Source organism: Streptomyces sp. NPDC058257, from assembly GCF_042881845.1.
GTDB lineage: Bacteria > Actinomycetota > Actinomycetes > Streptomycetales > Streptomycetaceae > Streptomyces.
The window spans coordinates 508,113-528,247 of record NZ_JBHVXJ010000002.1 but is presented as its reverse complement, the minus strand read 5'-3'; the positions used below and the strand labels follow the sequence as shown (position 1 = coordinate 528,247).

Genomic DNA, 20,135 nt, shown 5'->3' with positions numbered 1-20,135 from the left:
CGGGGCAGATCCAGTGGCAGCGACGACCGACCACGCCGACCACGACGAGAAGCAGGACGAGGCGCCCCCACCGCGACGCCGGGGCCGCGGTCCCCTCGCCACGGCGGTCAGTGTCTTCGGCGAACTCCTCATCACCGCGGGCCTGGTGCTCGGTCTCTTCGTCGTCTACTCCCTGTGGTGGACCAACGTCGTCGCGGACCGCGAGGCGCACCAGCAGGGCGACAAGGTGCGCGACCGCTGGGCGGGCGGCCCGGGGAACCTGAACACCAAGGACGGCATCGGCTTCCTCCATGTCCCCGCGATGGGCGGCGGCGAGGTCCTGGTCAGCAAGGGCACCAGCAGCAAGGTGCTCAACCACGGTGTCGCGGGCTACTACGAGGACCCGATCAAGTCGGCGCTCCCCGAGGACAAGGAAGGCAACTTCACGCTGGCCGCGCACCGCGACGGGCACGGCGCGAAGTTCCACAAGATCGACAAGATCAAGAAGGGCGACGCGATCGTCTTCGAGTCCCGGGACAAGTGGTACGTGTACAAGGTGTACTCGACGCTGCCCGAGACATCGAAGTACAACGTGAACGTCCTGAACCCGGTCCCGAAGGAATCCGGCGTGAAGAAGCCGGGCCGCTACATCACCCTGACGACGTGCACGCCGGTCTACACGTCCAACTACCGCTATGTGGTGTGGGGCGAGCTGGAGCGGGTCGAGAAGGTCGACAACAAGCGGACGCCGCCGGCGGAGCTGGACTGATCACCTAGGCCACGCACGACCCCGCACGGCCACGCACGACCCCGCACAACCACGCACGACCCCGCACGGGAAGAGCCCCGGACACCGCCTGCTCGGCGGTCTCCGGGGCTCTTCCCGTGTACTGCAGTAAGTACTGCGGCGGGGTCAGTCGGTCAGTCCTCGTTGTGGCGGGAGAAGCCCGCGTTGCCTCCGAGGAAGCCGCCTCCGTCCCCGCCGTTGCCGCCGCCGTTGTCCCCCTGGTTGCCGCCCGCCGTGGTCAGGTTGACCCCGGAGCCGGGATCGACCTCTTCGTTGGCGGCGGGCTGGGAGAGGACCACAAGGGCGTCGTCGTCCTGCGGGCCCGTGATGGTGCCGACCGTCAGACCGGCGTCCTCGATGGCCTTGCGGGCGTCCTTGAGCTTCTGGCCGGTGAGGGTGGGCACGGTGGCCTTCTCGGCGGCCTTGGCGACCTTCAGCGTGACCGTGGAGTTGGGGTCGGCCTCGGTCTGCGGGGCGAGGCTCTGCGAGAACACCTTGCCGGGATCGACGTCAGCGTTCTCTTCTTCCTCGCACGTACCGACGAGGTCGTTGGTCTTCAGCTGGGCCTTGGCCTCTTCACAGGTCTTGCCGGTGACGTCGGGGACCGTGGACTTGGCGGCCTTCTTGGCGACGTCAAGGGTGATCTTGCTTCCCTTCTGCACCTCGGTACCGGACGTCGGGTCCTGTTCGAGGACCTCACCGGGGGTCTCGGGCGACTCCACCTGGTTGGGCTCGACCTTGAACTGGTACTTGGAGCTTTCGAGCTTCTCGGTGGCCTTGTCGATGTCCAGGCCGATGACGCTCGGCACCGCGACCTTCGGCGCCCCCGTGGAGACCGTCACGTTGATCGTGTCGCCCTTTTTGACCGACGCGTTCGCGCCCGGGTCCTGGGAGCAGATCTCGCCCTTCGGGTACTTCGCGCACGGCTTGTGCTCGGTGTCGTCGAGCACGAGGTCGACGTTCTTCGCCGACTGCTTGGCCTCGGCGAGCTTCTCGCCGACGAAGTTCGGTGCCTTGATCGAATCGCTGCCACCGCCGCCGGTGAACGCCCACTTCCCGATCAGGATCGCGCCCACCAGGACAAGGAGCCCCGCGAGCACCAGCAGGATCGTGGAGGTATTGCTCTTCTTCTGGCGGCGGCGTGAATGGTCGTCGTAGCCGTCGTCCGGGCCGACCGGCGGCATCATCGATGTCTGGCCGCCGCCGTTCTGCGGGCGCAGCATCGCCGTCTGCTGATCATCAGGGTGGCCGCCGTACCCGACCGCGCCCATGGCGGCGGTGGCCTGGACGGGCTGGCCGTCGAGGCAGGCCTCGATGTCGGCGCGCATCTCGTCGGCCGACTGGTAGCGGTAGTCCGGGTCCTTGGTGAGGGCCTTCAGGACGATGGCGTCCATCTCCGGCGTGATCTCACCGTCGAAGACGCTGGGAGCCTGGGGCTCTTCCCGTACGTGCTGGTAGGCGACCGCGACCGGTGAGTCGCCGACGAAGGGCGGGCGCACCGTGAGGAGCTCGTAGAGCAGGCAGCCCGTGGAGTAGAGGTCGCTTCGCGCGTCGACCTGCTCGCCCTTGGCCTGCTCCGGCGAGAGGTACTGCGCGGTGCCGATGACCGCCGCCGTCTGCGTCATCGTCATCCCGGAGTCACCCATGGCGCGGGCGATGCCGAAGTCCATGACCTTGACCTGGCCGTTGCGCGTCAGCATGACGTTCGCGGGCTTGATGTCGCGGTGGACGATGCCGTTGCGGTGGGAGTACTCCAGGGCCTGGAGGATGCCGATGGTCATCTCCATGGCGCGCTCGGGCAACAGCTTGCGCCCGGAGTGCAGCAGCTCGCGCAGGGTGGACCCGTCGACGTACTCCATCACGATGTACGGGATCGAGACCCCGTCCACGTAGTCCTCGCCGGTGTCGTAGACCGCGACGATCGCAGGATGGTTGAGCGAGGCGGCCGACTGGGCCTCACGGCGGAACCGGGCCTGGAACGACGGGTCGCGCGCGAGGTCGACCCGCAGCGTCTTCACCGCCACGGTGCGTCCGAGACGGGTGTCGTGCGCGAGGTAAACCTCCGCCATCCCGCCTCGGCCGAGCACCTGGCCCAGCTCGTACCGCCCGCCGAGGCGACGCGGCTCTTCCATAGCTAATCCAGCCCTCTCCGTCGGTCCCGACCGCACCCTTGTGTGGTCCGGCGGTGTGCTGTCCGGGCATACCGTACCCGGCTCGCCTTACGTGACCCGGCCGCCACCGTCACCCGATACAGGACCGGTATCGCAACGTGCACTGATGTGGAGGAGCCGTGACGGGGGTCACTTCTTGCTGTCGAGAACCGCCTTCATCACGTCCTTGGCGATGGGAGCGGCCAGACCGCCACCGGAGATGTCGTCGCGGCCGGCCTTGCTGTCCTCGACGACCACGGCGACGGCGACCGGCGAACCGGAGTCGGTCTTGGCGTAGCTGATGAACCAGGCGTAGGGGTTCTCGCTGTTGTCGATGCCGTGCTGGGCCGTACCGGTCTTGCCGCCGACGGTGACGTCCGGGATCTTGGCGTTCGTGCCGGTGCCCTTGTCGATGACCGTCTCCATCATGTCCTGGAGCTTCTGCGCGTTCTCCTCGGAGAGCGGCTGGCTCATCTCCTTGGGAGAGTGCTTCTCGATCACGTCGAGGTTCGGCGCCTGCAGCTCGCTGACCATGTACGGCTCCATCAGCTTGCCGTCGTTGGCGATCGCCGAGGCGACCATGGCCATCTGAAGCGGCGTCGCGGCCGTCTCGAACTGGCCGATGGAGGAGAGCGCGGTCTGCGGCCTGTCCATCTTCTTGGGGAAGACGGAGGCGTTCGAGCGGACCGGCACGAACTGCTGTTCGTTGAAGCCGAACTTCTCGGCCGTCTCGGTCATCTTGTCCTTGCCGAGGTCCGAGCCGATCTTGCCGAAGACGGTGTTGCAGGACACCCGCAGCGCCTCACGCAGCGAGGCGTTCTTGCAGGGGAGGTTGCCCTCGTTCGGCAGCGGCTGCGTGGTGTCGGGCATCGTCCAGGGCAGCGGGGACTTGGTGGGCGCGTCGATGTCGTCGTACAGACCGTGCTCCAGGGCCGCCGCGGCGGTGACCGCCTTGAAGGTGGAGCCGGGCGGGTACGTCTCGCGCAGGGCGCGGTTGAGCATCGGCTGGTCTTTGTTCTTGTCCAGCTTCTGGAACGCGGACCCGTCGGTTCCGGCGAAGGTGGAGGGGTCGTACGAAGGAGCGGACGCGAGGGCCAGGATCGCGCCCGTGGAGGGGTCGAGCGCGGCGACCGCGCCCTTGCCGAGGCCGCTCAGACCCTTGTACGCGGCTTTCTGCGCGTCCGAGTTGAGCGTCGTGACGACGTTGCCGCCCTCCTTCTTCTCACCGGTCAGCAGGTCGAGGCTGCGGCGGAAGAAGAGCCGGTCGTCGTTGCCGGTCAGGATGCCGTCCTCGATGGACTCCAGCTGCGTCGCGCCGACGCTCTGCGAGGCGAAGCCGGTGACCGGGGACCACATGGGGCCCTCTTTGTACGTCCGCTTGTACTTGAGGTCGCTGCCGCCGGTCTCCTTGGAGCCGGTGACCGGCTTGCCGTCCACGATGATGTCGCCGCGCGGGGTGGCATACCGCTCGATGGTGACGCGAGGGTTCTTCTCGTCCTTGGCGAGCGTGTCGGCCTGGACGTACTGGAGCCAGTTGTCGCGGGCGAGCAGGGCGAGGACGAGAAGCCCGCAGAAGATCGCGATCCGGCGCAGGGGCTTGTTCACGGTCGGACCACCTGGGTCATCTCGGCGTCGGGATTCGGGGCAGGGGCGGGCGCGGGGCGGCGGGCCGTGTCGCTGATGCGGATCAGGATGCCGATCAGCGCCCAGTTGGCGATCACCGATGAACCGCCGTACGCGAGGAAGGGCATGGTCATACCCGTCAGCGGGATCAGCCCCATGACGCCGCCCGCGACCACGAAGACCTGGATGGCGAAGGCGCCGGACAGGCCGATCGCGAGGAGCTTGCCGAACGGGTCGCGCGCGGCGAGGGCCGTGCGCACACCGCGCTCCACGATCAGCCCGTAGATCAGCATGATCGCCATGATCCCGGCGAGGCCGAGCTCCTCGCCGAAGGTGGCGAGGATGAAGTCCGAGTTGGCGGCGAACTTGATGAGGTCGGAGTTGCCCTGGCCGAGGCCGGTGCCGAGGGTGCCGCCGGAACCGAAGGCCCACAGGGCCTGCATGGCCTGCTCGGAGTGGCCGATCACGCCCTGCTGGCTCAGCTCGAACTCGTGCAGGGGGTCGAGCCACGCGGCGACGCGCTGTTTGACGTGCGGTTCGAAGGAGGCGACGCCGACCGCGCCGACCGCGGACATCAGAATGCCGAACACGATCCAGCTGGTGCGTTCCGTGGCGACGTACAGCATGACGATGAACATGCCGAAGAACAGCAGCGAGGTACCGAGGTCGGTCTCGAAGACCAGGATCAGGATCGAGAGGATCCAGAGGACGACGATCGGGCCAAGGTCACGGCCACGCGGCAGGTACAGGCCCATGAAGCGCCGGCTGGCCAGCGCCAGGGCGTCGCGCTTCACCATGAGATAGCCCGCGAAGAAGATCGCGATGACGATCTTCGCGAACTCACCGGGCTGGATGGAGAATCCGCCGACGTGGATCCAGATCCTGGCGCCGAACACGTTCTTGCCAAGCCCGGGAACCAGGGGCAGCAGCAGCAGGATCAGGGAGCCGACCATCGAGATGTACGTATAGCGCTGCAGGACGCGGTGGTCCTTGAGCAGGAGCAGTACGCCGATGAACAGCGCGATGCCGATCGCGGAGTACTTGAGCTGGTTCGGCGCGGCCGGACCGAAGTCGGGGAGGTTCTGCAGCCGCTCCGACTGGTCGAGGCGCCAGATGACCGCCAGACCGAGGCCGTTCAGGAGCGTCGCCAGGGGCAACAGCAGCGGGTCGGCGTACGGCGCGAATTTGCGCACCACGATGTGGGACACGGCCGCGAGCAGCCCGAGACCGCAGCCGTAACCGAGCATGCCGGCCGGCATCTTGCCGTCGATCGCGAGACCCACGTTGATGTAGGCGAACAGCGAGATGACGACGGCGAACGCGAGGAGCGCGAGCTCGGTGTTGCGCCTGCTCGGCGCTCCGATCGCGCCGATGGTCGACGTGTGTGTAGTACTACTGCTCATGGCGTGCAGAGGCCCCCAACGGCTGCTTACTGCTTACCGCACAGCGGGACCAGCTTCTCCTCGTCCTGGGAGAGGCTGGGGCCGGGTGTGGGAGTCGGTGCGGTCTTGGACTTGTTCTTGTCGGTCGTGCTGTTCTTGTCGTTCTTGTCGTTCGTGCCCGACGGGGCGTTCGGATCGGTCGGATCGTCGGTGGGGGCCTTGGCGGACAGACCGGTGGTGCCGCCCGCCTCACCCTCGCCGGGCTTGGTGTTCTTACGCTCGGCATCGCGGCGCTTGGCGTCCTTCTCACAGGCCGAGGCCTGCAGGCCGAGCTCCTCGATCTTGCTCTTGGCGTCGTCGAGGTTGCCCTCTTCGATACTCGCCTCGACCTGCTTGCGCTGGTACGGCGGCAGGTACTTGAGTTCGATCTTCGGGTAGTTCTCCTCGACCTTCGACAGGCTGACCCACGCCAGATCCTGGTCGATGCCGCGGTACAGGGCGACGTTCTTCTCGTTCGTGCCTACGAAGTACTGGTTCTGGGTCCAGCGGTAGCCGCCGTACAGGCCGCCGCCGATGACCGCCAGGGCGAGCACGGTGTAGAGCGATCTCTTGAGCCACTTGCGGCCGCCGCCGGGCTTCACGAAGTCCTCGTCGCTGTACGCGCCGAAGTTCCCTTCGGGAACGTACCCCGTCGTGTCGCCGCTCCCGGGCGGCCCGAAGCCGCCTCCTGAGGGCTGCGGAGGCACCGGACGGCCAAGACCGGACGCACGGCCCGCGGGGGTCTGCATGGCGCCGTCGTCCTGCGCCTGGAGCTGGTTCTCGGCGACCGCGCCGACGACCACGGGGGTGTCGGAGAGCTGTCCCGCGAGGGTGTCGCCGCCGTCGATGTCCAGGACATCGGCGACGATCACCGTGATGTTGTCGGGTCCGCCGCCGCGCAGCGCGAGCTGGATGAGCTCCTGCACGGTCTCCTGCGGGCCTTGGTAGCTCGCGAGGGTGTCTTCCATCGTCTGGTGCGACACGACGCCGGAGAGACCGTCCGAGCAGATCAAATAGCGGTCGCCGGAACGGACTTCACGGATGGAGAGGTCCGGTTCGACGTGCTCGCCACTGCCGAGCGCGCGCATCAGCAGGGAGCGCTGCGGGTGGGTGGTGGCTTCTTCCTCGGTGATCCGGCCCTCGTCGACGAGGCGCTGAACCCAGGTGTGGTCCTGGGTGATCTGCGTGAGGACGCCGTCCCGAAGGAGGTAGGCACGTGAGTCGCCCACATGTACGAGGCCCAGACGCTGGCCCGTCCACAGAAGGGCGGTCAGGGTCGTCCCCATGCCTTCGAGCTGCGGGTCCTCCTCGACCATCAGGCGCAGTTGGTCGTTGGCCCGCTGCACGGCGGTGCCGAGCGACGTGAGGATGTCCGATCCCGGTACGTCGTCGTCGAGGGTGACGAGCGTCGAGATCACCTCGGAGCTCGCCACCTCACCCGCGGCTTGGCCCCCCATGCCGTCGGCGATCGCGAGGAGACGTGGACCGGCGTAACCGGAGTCCTCGTTCCCCTCTCGGATCATGCCTTTGTGCGATCCGGCGGCGAAGCGCAAAGACAGACTCATGCGCACCTCGCCCGTCGGCTCCGGGTACATCCGCACGGTGCCCACCCTCCGGTCGGGAGCGCGCTGGCGTCCAGTGTGTGGACCGCGTCGGCTCGCTCGCTCCGCTCGCTCATTGTCGTACTACTTCCGCAGCTCGATGACGGTCTTGCCGATGCGGATCGGCGCGCCCAGCGGAACGGGCGTCGGGGTGGTGAGTCGGGTCCGGTCCAGATACGTGCCGTTGGTGGACCCGAGATCCTCGACGATCCACTGGCCGTCACGGTCCGGGTAGATCCTGGCATGCCTGCTCGACGCGTAGTCGTCGTCGAGCACGATCGTCGAATCGTGTGCCCGGCCCAGCGAGATCGTCTGGCCCTGCAGGGCGACCGTCGTGCCCGCGAGGATCCCTTCGGATACGACCAGCTTGCTGGGGGCGCCACGGCGCTGCCGTCCGCCCCCCTGCTGCTGGCGCTGGGGAGGTGGTGTCGCAGCCTGCTGTTGTTGCTGGCGTGCGGCCTGCTGCGGTCGCGCGTTCTCACGGCGCGAGCCGCGCTGTGTGACGCGCGTACCGAACAGGTCGCTACGGATGACCTGGACGGCCACGATCACGAACAGCCACAGAACGGCTAGGAAACCCAGCCGCATGACCGTCAGGGTCAGCTCTGACATTGCCCCCGCTTCACCCTTCGGCTTGCCGATAAACGATGGTGGTTTGGCCCACGACGATCCGCGAGCCGTCGCGGAGCGTAGCGCGGGTGGTGTGCTGCCCGTCTACCACGATGCCGTTGGTAGACCCGAGATCCTGGATCGTCGAGGGCGTTCCGGTCCGGATCTCACAGTGCCGGCGCGATACGCCGGGGTCGTCGATCCGCACATCGGCGTCGGTGCTGCGACCCAGCACCAGCGTCGGGCGGGAGATCTGATGGCGATTGCCGTTGATCTCGATCCAGCGCCGCACCTGCGCACCCGGAAGTGGCCCGGCGCCGGGCCCCTGGGGGCGGCTCGGTGCCGGTGAGGCCGCGCCGGGACGGCCGCCCGGGGGCGGCGCGGCGGGCATGGGGGGAGGCGCGCTGGCGGGCTGTGGGTAGCCGTAGCCGCCGCCTGCGCCGCCCGCGGGGGGCCTGGCGGGGCTCTGCCCGGCGTTCGGGTCCGAGGGGCCCGAGGGGCCTGTAGGGCTGCCGGGGGCGCGCTCCGGGCTCTGTGAGGTGCTGGACGCGAGCGTGCGGCTGCGCACTCGGTACAGCCCCGTGTCGAGGTCCTCGGCCTTCTCCAGGTGGACCTTGATGGGGCCCATGAAGCTGTACCGCTGCTGCTTGGCGTACTCGCGCACCATTCCGGAGAGTTCGTCCCCGAGCTGTCCCGAGTACGGGCTCAGACGTTCGAAGTCGGGCGCGCTGAGTTCCACGATGAAGTCATTGGGGACGACGGTCCGCTCGCGGTTCCAGATCGTCGCGTTGTTGTCGCACTCGCGCTGAAGGGCGCCGGCGATCTCGACGGGCTGGACCTCGGACTTGAACACCTTGGCGAAGGTGCCGTTGACGAGACCTTCGAGTCGCTGTTCGAACTTCTTCATGACTCCCATGGGGCACCTCCTCCGTCGTAGTCATCCTGGTACTGCTTACTGATCGTATCCACGCACCGGGAAATCGGCTGGTTCCCTCTGTCCGCCCAGTCGACGAGTGTCGCCTCTCACAAGGCATGCCCGCGCCAGGGTTCCGGGATCCTTCCGGGTCCGTCTCAGGCTCCTCTGACAGGGATCGTAGAGGGGGCCTCAAACCAGTGTCCCGCACCCGGCTGTGCAGCTTGGCCGAGTACGACGGAAGTCGGTCGGTCGGGCCCGGAACTCGGCGGATCACCTGGGCAGGTGCCCCCGAATACGGATGTGAATCCACCCCCGGCAGCGTGCTAATCTTCTGGATGTCGGAAGGCGCTCGCACCGAACAGTGTTCGCAACAAGCGGCACGAAGCGGTGAGAGGCCCAAGACAACACCCATGCGCGGGTGGCGGAATAGGCAGACGCGCTGGATTCAGGTTCCAGTGCCCGAAAGGGCGTGGGGGTTCAACTCCCCCCTCGCGCACCATGTGGAGCGGGTCTCCACCAGGATGAAAGTCCTGGTGGGGGCCCGCTTCTCGTTGTGCTGGGGTTCTTAATTCCCTTGTTTGTTCCAGAGATGTTGCGGCTTGTGCTTGTTCCAGGGCGCCCTGCGGCTTGGTGATGTATGTCACGAGCGACCGTTTGGCGTGCCGAGTTGTCCACAGGCTGTGGGTTGTCCACAGGCTCTGCCGCCGATTGGCGCCCGGCGGTACCTTCATGCCAGGTGAGGCCCGTGTAGGGCCGCCTGCGACGGTGTGACGGTCTGGACGGTGGGGGTTGGTCATGGCGGGGATCAGCGGTGCGCGGCTGCCGTACGTGAAGGGGTTCGCGGAGTGGGCCTCGCAGGAGTCCGCGGACCCGGCGGGTTCGGGGGATTCGGCGGGCTCGGGGGTTTCCGGAGTTTCCGGGGTTTCGCCGAAGAGGACGGGCAAGGCGCTGCGCGAGCGGGTCAGCCGCGCCTCGCACGAGTGGTTCGCCGAAGCCGAAGGACGGCCCGACCCTGTCGAGGCAGTGGAAGAGACCAACCGCAGCAGGCTCCCCGAGCTCACGCCGATCCGGATGGGCAGGATGGCCGCTTCGCCCTTCGCCTTCCTGCGCGGTTCCGCCGGTCTGATGGCGTACGACCTCGCGCGGACCCCGGTGACGGGGATAGGCGCCCAGATATGCGGCGACGCGCACGCCGGGAACTTCGGCCTGTACGCGGACGCGCGGGGTGGCCTGATCATCGACCTGAACGATTTCGACGAGACGGGGCACGGGCCCTGGGAGTGGGACGTGAAGCGGCTCGCGGCATCCCTCGTGCTCGCGGGGCGCGAGGCGGGGGCGCGCGAGGACGTCTGCAGCGAGGCGGCGTTCGCCGCGGTGGGGTCCTACCGCCGCACGATGCGGCTGCTCGCGAAGCTCCCGGCGCTCGACGCGTGGAACGCCATCGCGGACGAGGAGTTGGTCTCGCACGCGGACGCACGGGACCTGCTCGGCACCCTGGAGAGCGTCTCCGAGAAGGCCCGGCAGAACACGAGCGCCCGGTTCGCCGCCAAATCGACCGAGCGCGTCGATGGCGAGGACGGCCGTGCGGGGCGTCGGCGCTTCGTCGACGCACCGCCGGTGCTGCGGCGGATACCGGACGCGGAGGCGGAGGAGGTCGCCTCCGCGCTCGGCGAGTATGTGGGCACGCTGTCCGAGGACCGGCTGCCGCTGCTCGCGCGGTACGCGATCCAGGACGTGGCCTTCCGCGTCGTGGGCACGGGCAGCGTGGGCCTGCGGTCGTATGTCGTGCTGCTGCTCGACCACCGGGGCGAGCCGCTGGTGCTCCAGGTCAAGGAGGCGCGGCCCTCCGTACTGCTTCCGCATCTGCCCACGGCGGGCTTCGCGGTGCCCGAGGTCGCACACGAGGGGCATCGGGTGGTGCTCGGGCAGAAGCGGATGCAGGTGGTCAGCGACTTCCTCCTTGGATGGACGACGGTGGCCGGGCGGGCCTTCCAGGTACGGCAGTTCAGGAACCGCAAGGGCAGCGTGGACCCGGTGGCGCTCGCGGCCGACCAGATCGACGACTACGGCCGGATGACCGGGGCTCTGCTGGCCCGCGCGCACGCGCACAGCGCCGATCCGCGGCTGATCGCCGGGTACGTCGGGAAGAACGACGAGCTGGACACGGCGGTGGCGGCGTTCGCGGTGACGTACGCGAACCGGACGGAGGCGGACCACGGGGAACTGGTGCGTGCGGTCAAGGAAGGGCGGGTGGCTGCGGAGGCGGGGGTGTGAGGCGGGGGACGGCCGCGGGGAGCGGCGGCGGGTGGGCGGGGTGTGGGGCGAGGTGTGTGCCGGGGGCTGAGCGGTGCGGGACGGGGGCTGGATGCCGTGCGGCCGGCGCCGTGTCACGGTGGCCTACGCTGGACGGGTGACGACCCCGGAAACCGAGCCGACGCAGCCCCAGACGCCTGATCCCGATCCCGTGACCGCTGGTCGCGAAGCCCCTGACGGGGCGGCGGGGCAGGGCGGCGCCGCGCGGCCCGAGGACCGTCTTGAGAAGGCGGTCCGGGTGGCCGAGCAGGCCCTGATCGAGTACGAGATCGCCGTGGAGACGTTCCGGGTCGAGGTGGAGAACTTCTCCCGGCTCCACCACCAGAAGCTCGGCCCGATGTACGCGCGCCTGGACGAGCTGGACGCGGAGATCGCCGAGGCCCTCGCGGCCCGGAGCGGTGACCCGGAGGACCGGCGCAAGGCGGACGAGGCGCGGGCGCGGGTCATGCCGATGCCGGGTGTCGAGGAGCTGTTCCACGGCTGGATGGACGGCGAGGGTCTCTATCCGGAGGCCGCCGCGATGCTGACCGATCAGTCGGTGCGGCCGCCGCAGCGGGTGCGGCCGAGCGACGAGGCCCGCAAGCTCTACCGCGAGCTCGTCCGCAAGTCCCACCCCGATCTGGCCCAGGACGATCAGGAGCGCGCCCGCCGGGACGAGTTCATCACCCGGGTGAACGCCGCGTACGCCCGTGGGGACGAGGCCTTGCTGCGGGAGCTGTCCGAGGAGTGGGCCGCCGGTCCCGTGGCCGAGCAGCAGTGGCCGAACAAGAGCGAAGAGCTCTACGCACGCCTGGAGTGGCTCGCCCAGCGCAAGGAGCTGCTCACCGTGATCGCCCGGGAGCTGGAGGAGGGTGCGATCGGCGCGATGCTGCGGATGGCGCCGGACGATCCGGACCAGCTGCTTGAAGAGATCGCCGAGCAGTTGCTCGCGCAGGTCACCGAGCGCGAGGCCGAGCTTGCACGGCTGACCGCTTAGACGGCGGTCGTTTTGGTCGTTGGCGTCGATGTCGCCAACGACGCCAACGACATCGTTGGTCTCTTGGCTGATCTCTCAGACCGTCGGGTAGCGTCAGGGCATGGCTTTCGGATCTCAGGTGCCCACGGTCGGCGTCGGCGACCTCACTGGCGGCGACTTTCTGCTTGACGTCCGTGAGGACGAGGAATGGCAGGCGGGTCACGCCGAGGGTGCGTTGCACATCCCGATGAGCGAGTTCGTCTCCCGCTACGGCGAGTTGACCGAGGCCGCCCCGCAGGACGGCAAGGTCAATGTCATCTGCCGGGTCGGTGGACGCTCGGCGCAGGTCGCCACGTACCTCCTCCAGCAGGGTATCGACGCGGTGAACGTCGACGGCGGCATGCAGAGCTGGCAGGCCGCGGGGCGCCCCGTCATCGACGACAAGGGTCAGCCGGGCGCCGTGATCTAGACACCTGGGGATACCCGGAGACGTCTGGGGACACCTGGGGCCGTCTCAGCCGAGCGGGTGGGCGGCGAGCAGGTCGCCCAGGGCCTCCTCGTGCGCGGCGGCCGGGCCGAGGGAAAGCTCCAACTGCTTGGCCCACGCGTGGTACCGGTGCAGGGGATAGTCGGTGTCGGAACCGAAGCCGCCGTGCAGGTGCTGCGCCGTCTGCACGACCCTGCGCACGCCGTCCGACGCCCAGATCTTGGCGACGGCCACGTCCCCGGTTGCGGGCAGCGCGCCGCTCGCGCCCGAGCTGATGCGCCAGGCGGCCTGCCAGAGGGTGACCTCCATCGCGCGCAGGTCGATGTAACGGTCGGCCGCCTGAACTGCCACGGCCTGGAAGGTGGCGACAGGGAAGCCGAACTGCTCGCGCTTGCTGGTGTATTCGCTGGTCATGCTCAGCACGCCCTCGCCGAGGCCGAGCGCGAGTGCGCAGGTCCCGGTGGCGAGCAGATCGCGCAGCCAGTCCCAGGCCCCGTCGGCATCGATGACGTCGCCGCCGCCGATCCGCACGGAATCCAGACTGAGCTCGCCCAGGCGCTCACCGCTCGTGGACACCTGCTCGGCGAGGGTGAGGCCTTCGTGCACGCGGGGGATCAGGGCGAGGACGGTCCGGCTGGCGGATGTGTGGGCGGGCACCACGATGAAGTCGGCGTTCTGTGCCCAGGGCACGGCTGTCTGCGTGCCGTCGAGCAGCCAGCTGTCGCCGTCCTGCCGTGCGGTGACGGACAGTTCGGCGGGGTCGTGTCCGCTGCGGCCGTTCGCCGCGACAGTCAGGACGAGCTCTCCGCGGGCGGCCCCGGGCAGCATCCGCTGCTTCAGTTCCTCGCCGCCGTACCTCTGCACGGCATACGTGGCCGCGCTGCTCTCCAGGAGCGGAACCCGGGCGAGCCTCTTCGCCGACTCGCGCAGGACCAGGCAGAGGGCGATGGCGTCCAGGCCCGCACCGCCGTGCTCGGGTTCGATCAGCAGGCTCAGCAGGTCGGATCCGGCGAGCTTGGCCCACAGCGCACGGTCGAAGTCCTCGGCGACGGCGCCCGGCACGAGGGCCGGGCTCGGCACCCCGTCGGGCGCGATGGACGCGAAGAGCGCCTTCGCCGCATCGACGGCCGCCTGCTGTTCCTCGGTGAAGGTGAAGTCCACTGCTTGTCCTCCCGTGCACCGGCCCGACGGCTCTGTCTCCACTACGCCCGTACGCCCGCCGTTTCTGACGGGTCGTCAAGATAGAACAGGTTCTACGGGAAGGGAACAGCGAAGGGGGCAGCGAACTGAACGGCGAAGTGGACAGTGAAGGCAGCCGCGCAGGTCTCAGCGGTCGAAGTCCAACTCCACCGTGTCCGTGGCCGGATGGGACTGGCACGCGAGCACATACCCCGCCTCCGTCTCCTCCGGCTCCAGTGCGAAGTTGCGGTTCATCCGCACCTCGCCCGAGACCCGGAAGGCCCGGCAGGTCCCGCACACCCCGCCCTTGCAGGCGTACGGCGCGTCCGCGCGGTTGCGCAGCACCGTGTCCAGCAAGGACTCCCCTTCCTGGACCGGCCAGGTGCCTGAGCGCCCGTCGAGTGTCACCGTCACGGTGCTGTGCGCGGGGGCGGTCGGTATGGCGGCGGTCGGCTGTGAGGCGAGTGCCGGTGCGGCGAGGCCGTCGTCCACGTGGAATATCTCCTCGTGGATGCGCTGACGTGTCACGCCCAGGCGGCGCAGTGTCTTCTCCGCTCCCTGCACCAGACCGAACGGACCACACAGGAACCAGCCCGAGACCTCCTCGACGGGCAGCAGCGCGGGCAGCAGCTTGCCGAGCCTCTCCTCGTCGAGCCGTCCGGAGTCCAGCCCGGACTGCTGCTCTTCCCGGGAGAGCACGGTGACCAGCTGGAACCGGTCCGGCCAGCGGTCCTTGAGGTCGGCGACTTCCTCCAGGAACATCGTCGACGCGGCCGTGCGGTCGCTGCGGATGAGGCAGAACGTGGCGCTCGGTTCGCGCTCCAGGAGTGTCGTGACGATGGAGAGCACCGGCGTGATCCCACTGCCGCCGACCACCGCCGCATAGCGTCCGGGCGCCGGATCCAGCGTGAAGCGCCCGCCCGGAGTCATCACCTCCAGCTCATCGCCGACGGCGACTTCCTTCAGGGCGTACGTCGAGAAGGCGCCGCCTTCGACGAAACGCACCCCGACCCGCAGGGTCCGCGGCTCCGACGGGCTTTCGGGGTGGGGCGCGGGGGCACAGATCGAGTACGTACGCCGGATCTCGGTGCCGTCGACGAAACGGCGGACGGCCAGATGCTGGCCCGGTGCGTACACGTACTGCTCGCGCAGTGCGGGCGGCACCTCGAAGGTCAGCGTCACGGAGTCGTCGGTGAGCCGCTCGACCGCCGATACCCGGAGCTGGTGGAAGCGTGCCATCACAACTCCTTGAAGTGGTCGAACGGTTCACGGCAGGCGACGCAGCGGCGCAGGGCCTTGCAGGCCGTCGACGAGAAGCGGCTGAGCAGTTCGGTGTCGGTCGAGCCGCAGTGCGGGCAGCGGACCGAGAGGGTGAGCGGTATCGGCTCGCCTGTGCTGTGCGGGCGCGGTGGCGCGATGCCGAACTCCGCCAGTTTGCGGCGGCCCTCGGCGCTGATGTCGTCCGTCGACCAGGCGGGGGAGAGCACGGTGTGCACGGAGACCTCCGCCATGCCGCGCTCGCGCAGCACCTGCTCGATGTCGGCGGTCATGGCCTCTATGGCCGGGCAGCCGGTGTACGTGGGGGTCAGCTCGACGTCGACCTTGCCGATGCCACGGACGTGAACGCCGCGCAGGACCCCGAGCTCGGCGAGTGTGATGACCGGCAGCTCCGGGTCGGGCACGGAGCCCGCGAGGGCCAGGAGCTCTTCCTCCAGGGCGGTGGTCACCATGACGCCCCCGGGTGGCTGCGGTGCAGGTGCTGCATCTCGGCGATCATCCGCCCGAAGGATTCGGTGTGCAGGCCCTGGCGGCCCGCGCCCGCGGCCCAGGCGCCTTCCTGCGGACCGGTGGGCACGGTCAGGGTCGCCTTCTCCATGACGGCGGTCACCGAGGCCGTCCAGCTCTCGCGCAGCGCCTGCCGGTCGAGGCCTCGAGCGCCGTGCGCGCCGTCGAGGCCCTCCACCGGCTGGAACATCTCCCCGGTGAACCTCCAGAGCGCGTCAAGACCGCTCTGCATCCGCTCATGACTCTCCGCCGTCCCGTCACCGAGCCGCAGCGTCCACTGCTCCGCGTGATCCTGGTGATAGGCGACTTCCTTGACCGCCTTCGCCGCCAGCGGGGCGAACGTGCTGTCTCCGCTCGCCAACTGGCCGTACAACAGGGTCTGGTAGGTGGAGAAGTAGAGCTGGCGGGCGATGGTGTGGGCGAAGTCGCCGTTCGGCTGCTCGACGAGCTGGAGGTTGCGGAAGGCGCGCTCCTCGCGCAGATAGGCCAGTTCGTCCTCGTCCCCCGCCAGGGAGAGCAGGACGCGTGCCTGGCCGAGCAGGTCGAGGGCGATGTTCGCGAGGGCGACCTCTTCTTCGAGGACCGGTGCGTGGCCCGCCCACTCCCCCAGCCGGTGCGAGAGCACCAGCGCGTCATCGCCCAGGGCGAGGGCGGTGGCGGTGGCCGTGAGGGACAGTGACGCGGTCACAGGTGCTTCACCCCGTCCGGGATGTCGTAGAAGGTCGGGTGGCGGTAGGGCTTGTCGCCCGCCGGTTCGAAGAAGGAGTCCTTCTCGTCGGGCGAGGAGGCGGTGATCTGCGTGGACGGCACGACCCAGATCGAGACGCCTTCGCTTCTGCGGGTGTACAGATCGCGGGCGTTGCGCAGGGCCATCTCCGCGTCCGGTGCGTGCAGGCTGCCCGCGTGGGTGTGGGAGAGCCCGCGGCGGGAGCGCACGAACACCTCCCACAGCGGCCATTCGGTCGAGCTGCTCATGCCTTCGCCTCCCCGTGCTTGGCGGCGAACGCCGCCGCTGCCTCGCGCACCCACGCGCCTTCTTCGTGCGCGTTCCTGCGCTGGGTGATCCGCTGGTCGTTGCAGGGGCCGTTGCCCTTGAGGACGGCCCAGAACTCCGTCCAGTCGATCAGGCCGAAGTCGTGCTGCCCCCGCTCCTCGTTCCACACGAGGTCCGGGTCGGGGAGGGTGAGTCCGAGCGACTCGGCCTGGGGGACGCAGATGTCCACGAAGCGCTGGCGCAGCTCGTCGTTCGAGTGACGCTTGATCTTCCAGGTCATCGACTGCTCCGAGTGCGACGACTCGTCGTCGGGCGGGCCGAACATCATCAGGGACGGCCACCACCAGCGGTCCACCGCGTCCTGCGCCATCGCGTGCTGGGCCTCGGTGCCCCGGCTGAGGGCGAGCAGCGATTCATACCCCTGGCGCTGGTGGAACGACTCCTCCTTGCAGACGCGGACCATCGCGCGGGCATAAGGGCCGTACGAACAGCGGCACAGCGGGACCTGGTTCGTGATCGCGGCGCCGTCCACCAGCCAGCCGATCGCGCCGACGTCCGCCCAGGTCAGCGTCGGGTAATTGAAGATCGACGAGTACTTCTGGCGGCCCGCGTGCAGCTTGTCGAGCAGCTCGTCGCGGCTGGCGCCCAGGGTCTCGGCCGCGCTGTACAGGTACAGGCCGTGGCCGGCCTCGTCCTGCACCTTGGCCATCAGGATCGCCTTGCGCCGCAGGGACGGTGCGCGCGTGATCCAGTTGGCTTCCGGCTGCATGCCGATGATCTCGGAGTGGGCGTGCTGCGCTATCTGCCTGACCAGCGAGGCGCGATAGGCGTCGGGCATCCAGTCGCGCGGCTCGATGCGCTCGTCGGCCGCGACCGCGGCGTCGAAAGCGGATTCGTGCGCCGCTGTGCGTGCGGCGTCGGCCGCTGCCCGGTCCGGCTCGGACCGGGCCGTCTGATGCTCGGCTGCTGTCGCCATCGTGGTCCCCCTCGACCTTTAGCTAGCTACCGACCGATCGTTCGGTTCGTGGAATTCAATGGTGCGGCTCAGCGCCATAAGGTGTCAACCCTGTGGATAACTTCACGGACGCTGTGCCTGGCGCGCAGGCATGAGTACCGTTCCGGTGCGAAGCGGGCGGTAGAGAGCCGTGTGACGGGCGGGCCGATGGGCGCACCACCGTCCGGGATCGGGAATCGGGGCGGAATGGACGCGATCGACAACAACGCGAACGAGCCGCCGATCCCGCCCGCGGACCTGAACGGGCCGCCGATCCCGCCCGCGGACCCGAACGGGCCGCCGATCCCGCCCACCGACGCGCATGGACGGACGATCCCGCCCATCGACGCCCCGTCGCCCCCTGGTACCGCTGCCGCGCCCCCGCAGCGCACCGGCCTCGCCGCCCTCTCCCCGCGCTACCAGGTCGCGGGCGCGCTCGCGATGGCGCTGATCGCCGTCACGGCCTGCGTCCACGCAGGGATGCTCTTCCTGCACGTCGCCCCCTCGAACACCATGACCAAGCAGCACGGGCAGGTCGTCGACGACTGGGTCTACCCCGAGTTCGAACAGAACTGGAAGCTCTTCGCGCCCAACCCGATGCAGCAGAACATCGCGGTGCAGGCCCGCGCCGAGATCCGTACGGACGACGGAACCACCCGGACCACCGGCTGGTACGACCTCTCCGCGCGCGACGGCGCCGCCATCGACGGGAATCTGCTGCCCAGCCACACGCAGCAGAACGAACTGCGAAGGGCCTGGGACTTCTACGTGGGGGCGCACGACGCGCAGAATCGTCCCCGCGGCCTGCGCGGGGAGCTCTCGGAGCGCTACATCCGCCGCATCGTGGTGATGCGCGTCGAGCGCGAGGAGTCCATGGGGCGCGGCGCCACCATCGAGCGCGTCCAGGTCCGCTCCAGGACCACGAACGTGACCGCTCCTGAGTGGAGCGACGAGAAGGTCAACACCAAACCGGTGCTCCGCCAGTTGTCGTGGTGGTCCGTGACGTCCGACGACATGCCCCTGGGCAAGGCTCAGGGGTCCGAGGGGGACGCCCGATGAACCGCTTCGGCTCCCAGCTCGGGCACGGCATCGAACGGATCACCTCGTCCGCTCTCGGGCCCCGCCAGACCGCCGTGATCCGCATCGGGTTCGCCGCCACCTGGCTGGTCTTCCTGCTGCGCGAACTCCCCAACCGCCACGAGCTCTACGGGCCCGACAGCCCGTGGAGCTGGGACATGGCCCAACAGCTCATCGCGGAGAACGACGCCTTCACGGCCCTGATGTGGTCCGACGGGCGCATCTGGTTCGAGACCGTCTACGCGCTCGCCGTCTTGAGCAGCGCCCTGCTGATGCTCGGCTGGCGCACCCGCACGATGTCCGTGATCTTCATGATCGGGGTGCTCTCGCTGCAGAACCGCTCCATCTTCATGGGCGATGGCGGCGACAACGTCATCCACCTCATGGCGACCTATCTGGTGTTCACGCGCTGCGGCCAGGTCTGGTCGCTCGACGCCCGGCGCGGCGCGCGTGCACGCGCGCGTGCGGCATCGGTGGAGCAAGGGGAGACACCGGTCGCGCAGGGGAAGGCGGCTGAGCCGCCCGTCGACAGGGTCGGGCCCGTGCTGTGGTGGGTCCTCGGGCTCGGCCTCTGCGTGGTGACGTTGATGGGGGAGCTCAGCGGGGGATGGTCGCTGGTCTTCTGGGGGCTGTGGCTGGCGCACGGTCTGTGGTGGGCCGTCGGACGGCGCGCGCCCGACGGCGAGGCGCACAAGCTGCTCGACGTCGTCGTCAAGCTCGCGCACAACGCCGCGCTCCTTGTGATCATGGTCGAGGCGTGTCTGATCTACGCGACGGCCGGCTGGTACAAGATCCAGGGCAGCCGCTGGCAGGACGGCACGGCCATCTATTACCCGCTGCGCCTCGATTACTTCTCCCCCTGGCCCGCGCTCTCCGACCTGCTCGCCTCGCACGGCCTCATGGTGATGCTGGTGACGTACGGGACGGTCGCCGTACAGGTCGCCTTCCCCTTCACTCTCTTCAACAGGCGCGTCAAGAACGTCCTGCTCGCCGCCATGATCTGCGAGCACGCGGTCATCGCGGTCGTCCTCGGCCTGCCGTTCTTCTCGCTCGCGATGATCGCGGCAGACGCGGTGTTCCTGCCGACGTCGTTCCTGCGGCGCGTCGGCGAATGGACGACGCGCGCGCGTCGGGCGCTGTTCTCACGGGTTTCGCGGTTTTCGTGGTTCTCGCGCGGCGGCACGGTGCCGGGGCAGCGCGGGGCGGACGAGGAACCGGCCCCGGAATCCACCGAGCACGCGCGCGTAGGCTTCCCTTCATGAACG

At 68.9% G+C, this 20,135-nt stretch carries 18 protein-coding genes and 1 tRNA gene; 7 read left to right on the top strand and 12 right to left on the bottom strand.

The features are described from left to right. Window positions 1-13 precede the first annotated feature (13 nt). On the top strand, window positions 14-748 hold the full coding sequence (locus ACFVXC_RS07755) for a class E sortase (protein WP_389902542.1): 735 nt from the start codon (window positions 14-16) through the stop codon (window positions 746-748). Between the two features lie 152 nt (window positions 749-900). Here the strand turns inward: ACFVXC_RS07755 and pknB are convergent, their stop codons facing one another. The 6 genes from pknB to ACFVXC_RS07725 all read right to left on the bottom strand — a co-directional run bounded on the left by pknB (window position 901) and on the right by ACFVXC_RS07725 (window position 9,086). Beyond that, a complete protein-coding gene (pknB, locus tag ACFVXC_RS07750) occupies window positions 901-2,898 on the bottom strand; it encodes a Stk1 family PASTA domain-containing Ser/Thr kinase (protein WP_389902539.1) in 1,998 nt (665 codons plus the stop codon). 168 nt (window positions 2,899-3,066) lie between these two features. Next, the gene (locus ACFVXC_RS07745; RefSeq protein ID WP_389902537.1) at window positions 3,067-4,521 is read right to left on the bottom strand and encodes a peptidoglycan D,D-transpeptidase FtsI family protein; all 1,455 of its coding nucleotides are present in this window, start codon (window positions 4,519-4,521) and stop codon (window positions 3,067-3,069) included. Then, a complete protein-coding gene (locus ACFVXC_RS07740) occupies window positions 4,518-5,942 on the bottom strand; it encodes an FtsW/RodA/SpoVE family cell cycle protein (protein ID WP_389902536.1) in 1,425 nt (474 codons plus the stop codon). Before ACFVXC_RS07740 ends, ACFVXC_RS07745 begins: the two co-directional genes overlap by 4 nt. Window positions 5,943-5,968: 26 nt before the next feature. Further along, window positions 5,969-7,525, bottom strand: a complete 1,557-nt coding sequence (locus tag ACFVXC_RS07735) for a Stp1/IreP family PP2C-type Ser/Thr phosphatase (protein ID WP_389902533.1) — start codon at window positions 7,523-7,525, stop codon at window positions 5,969-5,971. A 120-nt stretch (window positions 7,526-7,645) separates the two neighbouring features. Beyond that, window positions 7,646-8,173: an FHA domain-containing protein gene (locus tag ACFVXC_RS07730; protein WP_389902531.1), complete on the bottom strand. Its 528-nt coding sequence runs from the start codon at window positions 8,171-8,173 to the stop codon at window positions 7,646-7,648. Between the two features lie 10 nt (window positions 8,174-8,183). Beyond that, window positions 8,184-9,086, bottom strand: a complete 903-nt coding sequence (locus ACFVXC_RS07725) for an FhaA domain-containing protein (protein WP_389902530.1) — start codon at window positions 9,084-9,086, stop codon at window positions 8,184-8,186. Between the two features lie 412 nt (window positions 9,087-9,498). On the opposite strand from ACFVXC_RS07725, the gene ACFVXC_RS07720 reads away from it, so the two are divergent. From ACFVXC_RS07720 to ACFVXC_RS07705, 4 genes are all read left to right on the top strand, one after another. Continuing rightward, window positions 9,499-9,585, top strand: a tRNA-Leu gene (locus ACFVXC_RS07720). 296 nt (window positions 9,586-9,881) lie between these two features. Beyond that, window positions 9,882-11,360: a DUF2252 domain-containing protein gene (locus ACFVXC_RS07715; protein ID WP_389902529.1), complete on the top strand. Its 1,479-nt coding sequence runs from the start codon at window positions 9,882-9,884 to the stop codon at window positions 11,358-11,360. Window positions 11,361-11,496: 136 nt separating this feature from the next. Beyond that, window positions 11,497-12,375 carry a J domain-containing protein gene (locus ACFVXC_RS07710; protein WP_389902527.1) on the top strand — a complete coding sequence of 293 codons (879 nt, stop codon included), beginning with the start codon at window positions 11,497-11,499 and terminating at the stop codon, window positions 12,373-12,375. Window positions 12,376-12,493: 118 nt separating this feature from the next. Beyond that, window positions 12,494-12,823, top strand: a complete 330-nt coding sequence (locus tag ACFVXC_RS07705) for a rhodanese-like domain-containing protein (RefSeq protein WP_389903016.1) — start codon at window positions 12,494-12,496, stop codon at window positions 12,821-12,823. Between the two features lie 45 nt (window positions 12,824-12,868). On the opposite strand, the gene ACFVXC_RS07700 is transcribed toward ACFVXC_RS07705, so the two are convergent. The 6 genes from ACFVXC_RS07700 to paaA form a co-directional block, all read right to left on the bottom strand. Next, window positions 12,869-14,002 carry an acyl-CoA dehydrogenase family protein gene (locus tag ACFVXC_RS07700; RefSeq protein ID WP_389902524.1) on the bottom strand — a complete coding sequence of 378 codons (1,134 nt, stop codon included), beginning with the start codon at window positions 14,000-14,002 and terminating at the stop codon, window positions 12,869-12,871. 165 nt (window positions 14,003-14,167) lie between these two features. Beyond that, complete coding sequence (gene paaE / locus ACFVXC_RS07695; protein WP_389902521.1) at window positions 14,168-15,259, bottom strand: 1,2-phenylacetyl-CoA epoxidase subunit PaaE; 1,092 nt, start codon at window positions 15,257-15,259, stop codon at window positions 14,168-14,170. Next, window positions 15,259-15,750 (bottom strand): 1,2-phenylacetyl-CoA epoxidase subunit PaaD, encoded by a 492-nt coding sequence (gene paaD, locus ACFVXC_RS07690; RefSeq protein WP_389902519.1) that lies wholly within the window; start codon window positions 15,748-15,750, stop codon window positions 15,259-15,261. The genes paaE and paaD overlap by 1 nt, the downstream gene beginning before the upstream one ends. Then, window positions 15,744-16,493, bottom strand: a complete 750-nt coding sequence (paaC, locus tag ACFVXC_RS07685; RefSeq protein WP_389902517.1) for a 1,2-phenylacetyl-CoA epoxidase subunit PaaC — start codon at window positions 16,491-16,493, stop codon at window positions 15,744-15,746. Before paaC ends, paaD begins: the two co-directional genes overlap by 7 nt. Next, window positions 16,490-16,780 (bottom strand): 1,2-phenylacetyl-CoA epoxidase subunit PaaB, encoded by a 291-nt coding sequence (gene paaB, locus ACFVXC_RS07680; RefSeq protein WP_363210366.1) that lies wholly within the window; start codon window positions 16,778-16,780, stop codon window positions 16,490-16,492. Before paaB ends, paaC begins: the two co-directional genes overlap by 4 nt. Then, window positions 16,777-17,775, bottom strand: coding sequence for a 1,2-phenylacetyl-CoA epoxidase subunit PaaA (paaA, locus tag ACFVXC_RS07675; protein WP_389902514.1), 999 nt, complete (start codon window positions 17,773-17,775; stop codon window positions 16,777-16,779). The genes paaB and paaA overlap by 4 nt, the downstream gene beginning before the upstream one ends. A gap of 225 nt (window positions 17,776-18,000) precedes the next feature. On the opposite strand from paaA, the gene ACFVXC_RS07670 reads away from it, so the two are divergent. Together ACFVXC_RS07670 and ACFVXC_RS07665 are read left to right on the top strand one after the other, a co-directional pair. After that, a complete protein-coding gene (locus ACFVXC_RS07670; RefSeq protein WP_389902512.1) occupies window positions 18,001-18,852 on the top strand; it encodes a DUF5819 family protein in 852 nt (283 codons plus the stop codon). Continuing rightward, window positions 18,849-20,132 carry an HTTM domain-containing protein gene (locus tag ACFVXC_RS07665; protein ID WP_389902510.1) on the top strand — a complete coding sequence of 428 codons (1,284 nt, stop codon included), beginning with the start codon at window positions 18,849-18,851 and terminating at the stop codon, window positions 20,130-20,132. The genes ACFVXC_RS07670 and ACFVXC_RS07665 overlap by 4 nt, the downstream gene beginning before the upstream one ends. The last annotated feature ends 3 nt before the right edge of the window (window positions 20,133-20,135 follow it).

Coding starts and splice junctions, on each gene's coding strand:
- ACFVXC_RS07740 (WP_389902536.1), bottom strand. CDS start 5,942: ATGAGCAGTAGTACTACACACACGTCGACCATCGGCGCGATCGGAGCG.
- paaD (WP_389902519.1), bottom strand. CDS start 15,750: ATGGTGACCACCGCCCTGGAGGAAGAGCTCCTGGCCCTCGCGGGCTCC.
- ACFVXC_RS07670 (WP_389902512.1), top strand. CDS start 18,001: ATGGACGCGATCGACAACAACGCGAACGAGCCGCCGATCCCGCCCGCG.
- ACFVXC_RS07735 (WP_389902533.1), bottom strand. CDS start 7,525: ATGAGTCTGTCTTTGCGCTTCGCCGCCGGATCGCACAAAGGCATGATC.
- ACFVXC_RS07665 (WP_389902510.1), top strand. CDS start 18,849: ATGAACCGCTTCGGCTCCCAGCTCGGGCACGGCATCGAACGGATCACC.
- ACFVXC_RS07715 (WP_389902529.1), top strand. CDS start 9,882: ATGGCGGGGATCAGCGGTGCGCGGCTGCCGTACGTGAAGGGGTTCGCG.
- ACFVXC_RS07725 (WP_389902530.1), bottom strand. CDS start 9,086: ATGGGAGTCATGAAGAAGTTCGAACAGCGACTCGAAGGTCTCGTCAAC.
- pknB (WP_389902539.1), bottom strand. CDS start 2,898: ATGGAAGAGCCGCGTCGCCTCGGCGGGCGGTACGAGCTGGGCCAGGTG.
- paaA (WP_389902514.1), bottom strand. CDS start 17,775: ATGGCGACAGCAGCCGAGCATCAGACGGCCCGGTCCGAGCCGGACCGG.
- paaE (WP_389902521.1), bottom strand. CDS start 15,259: ATGGCACGCTTCCACCAGCTCCGGGTATCGGCGGTCGAGCGGCTCACC.
- paaB (WP_363210366.1), bottom strand. CDS start 16,780: ATGAGCAGCTCGACCGAATGGCCGCTGTGGGAGGTGTTCGTGCGCTCC.
- ACFVXC_RS07730 (WP_389902531.1), bottom strand. CDS start 8,173: ATGTCAGAGCTGACCCTGACGGTCATGCGGCTGGGTTTCCTAGCCGTT.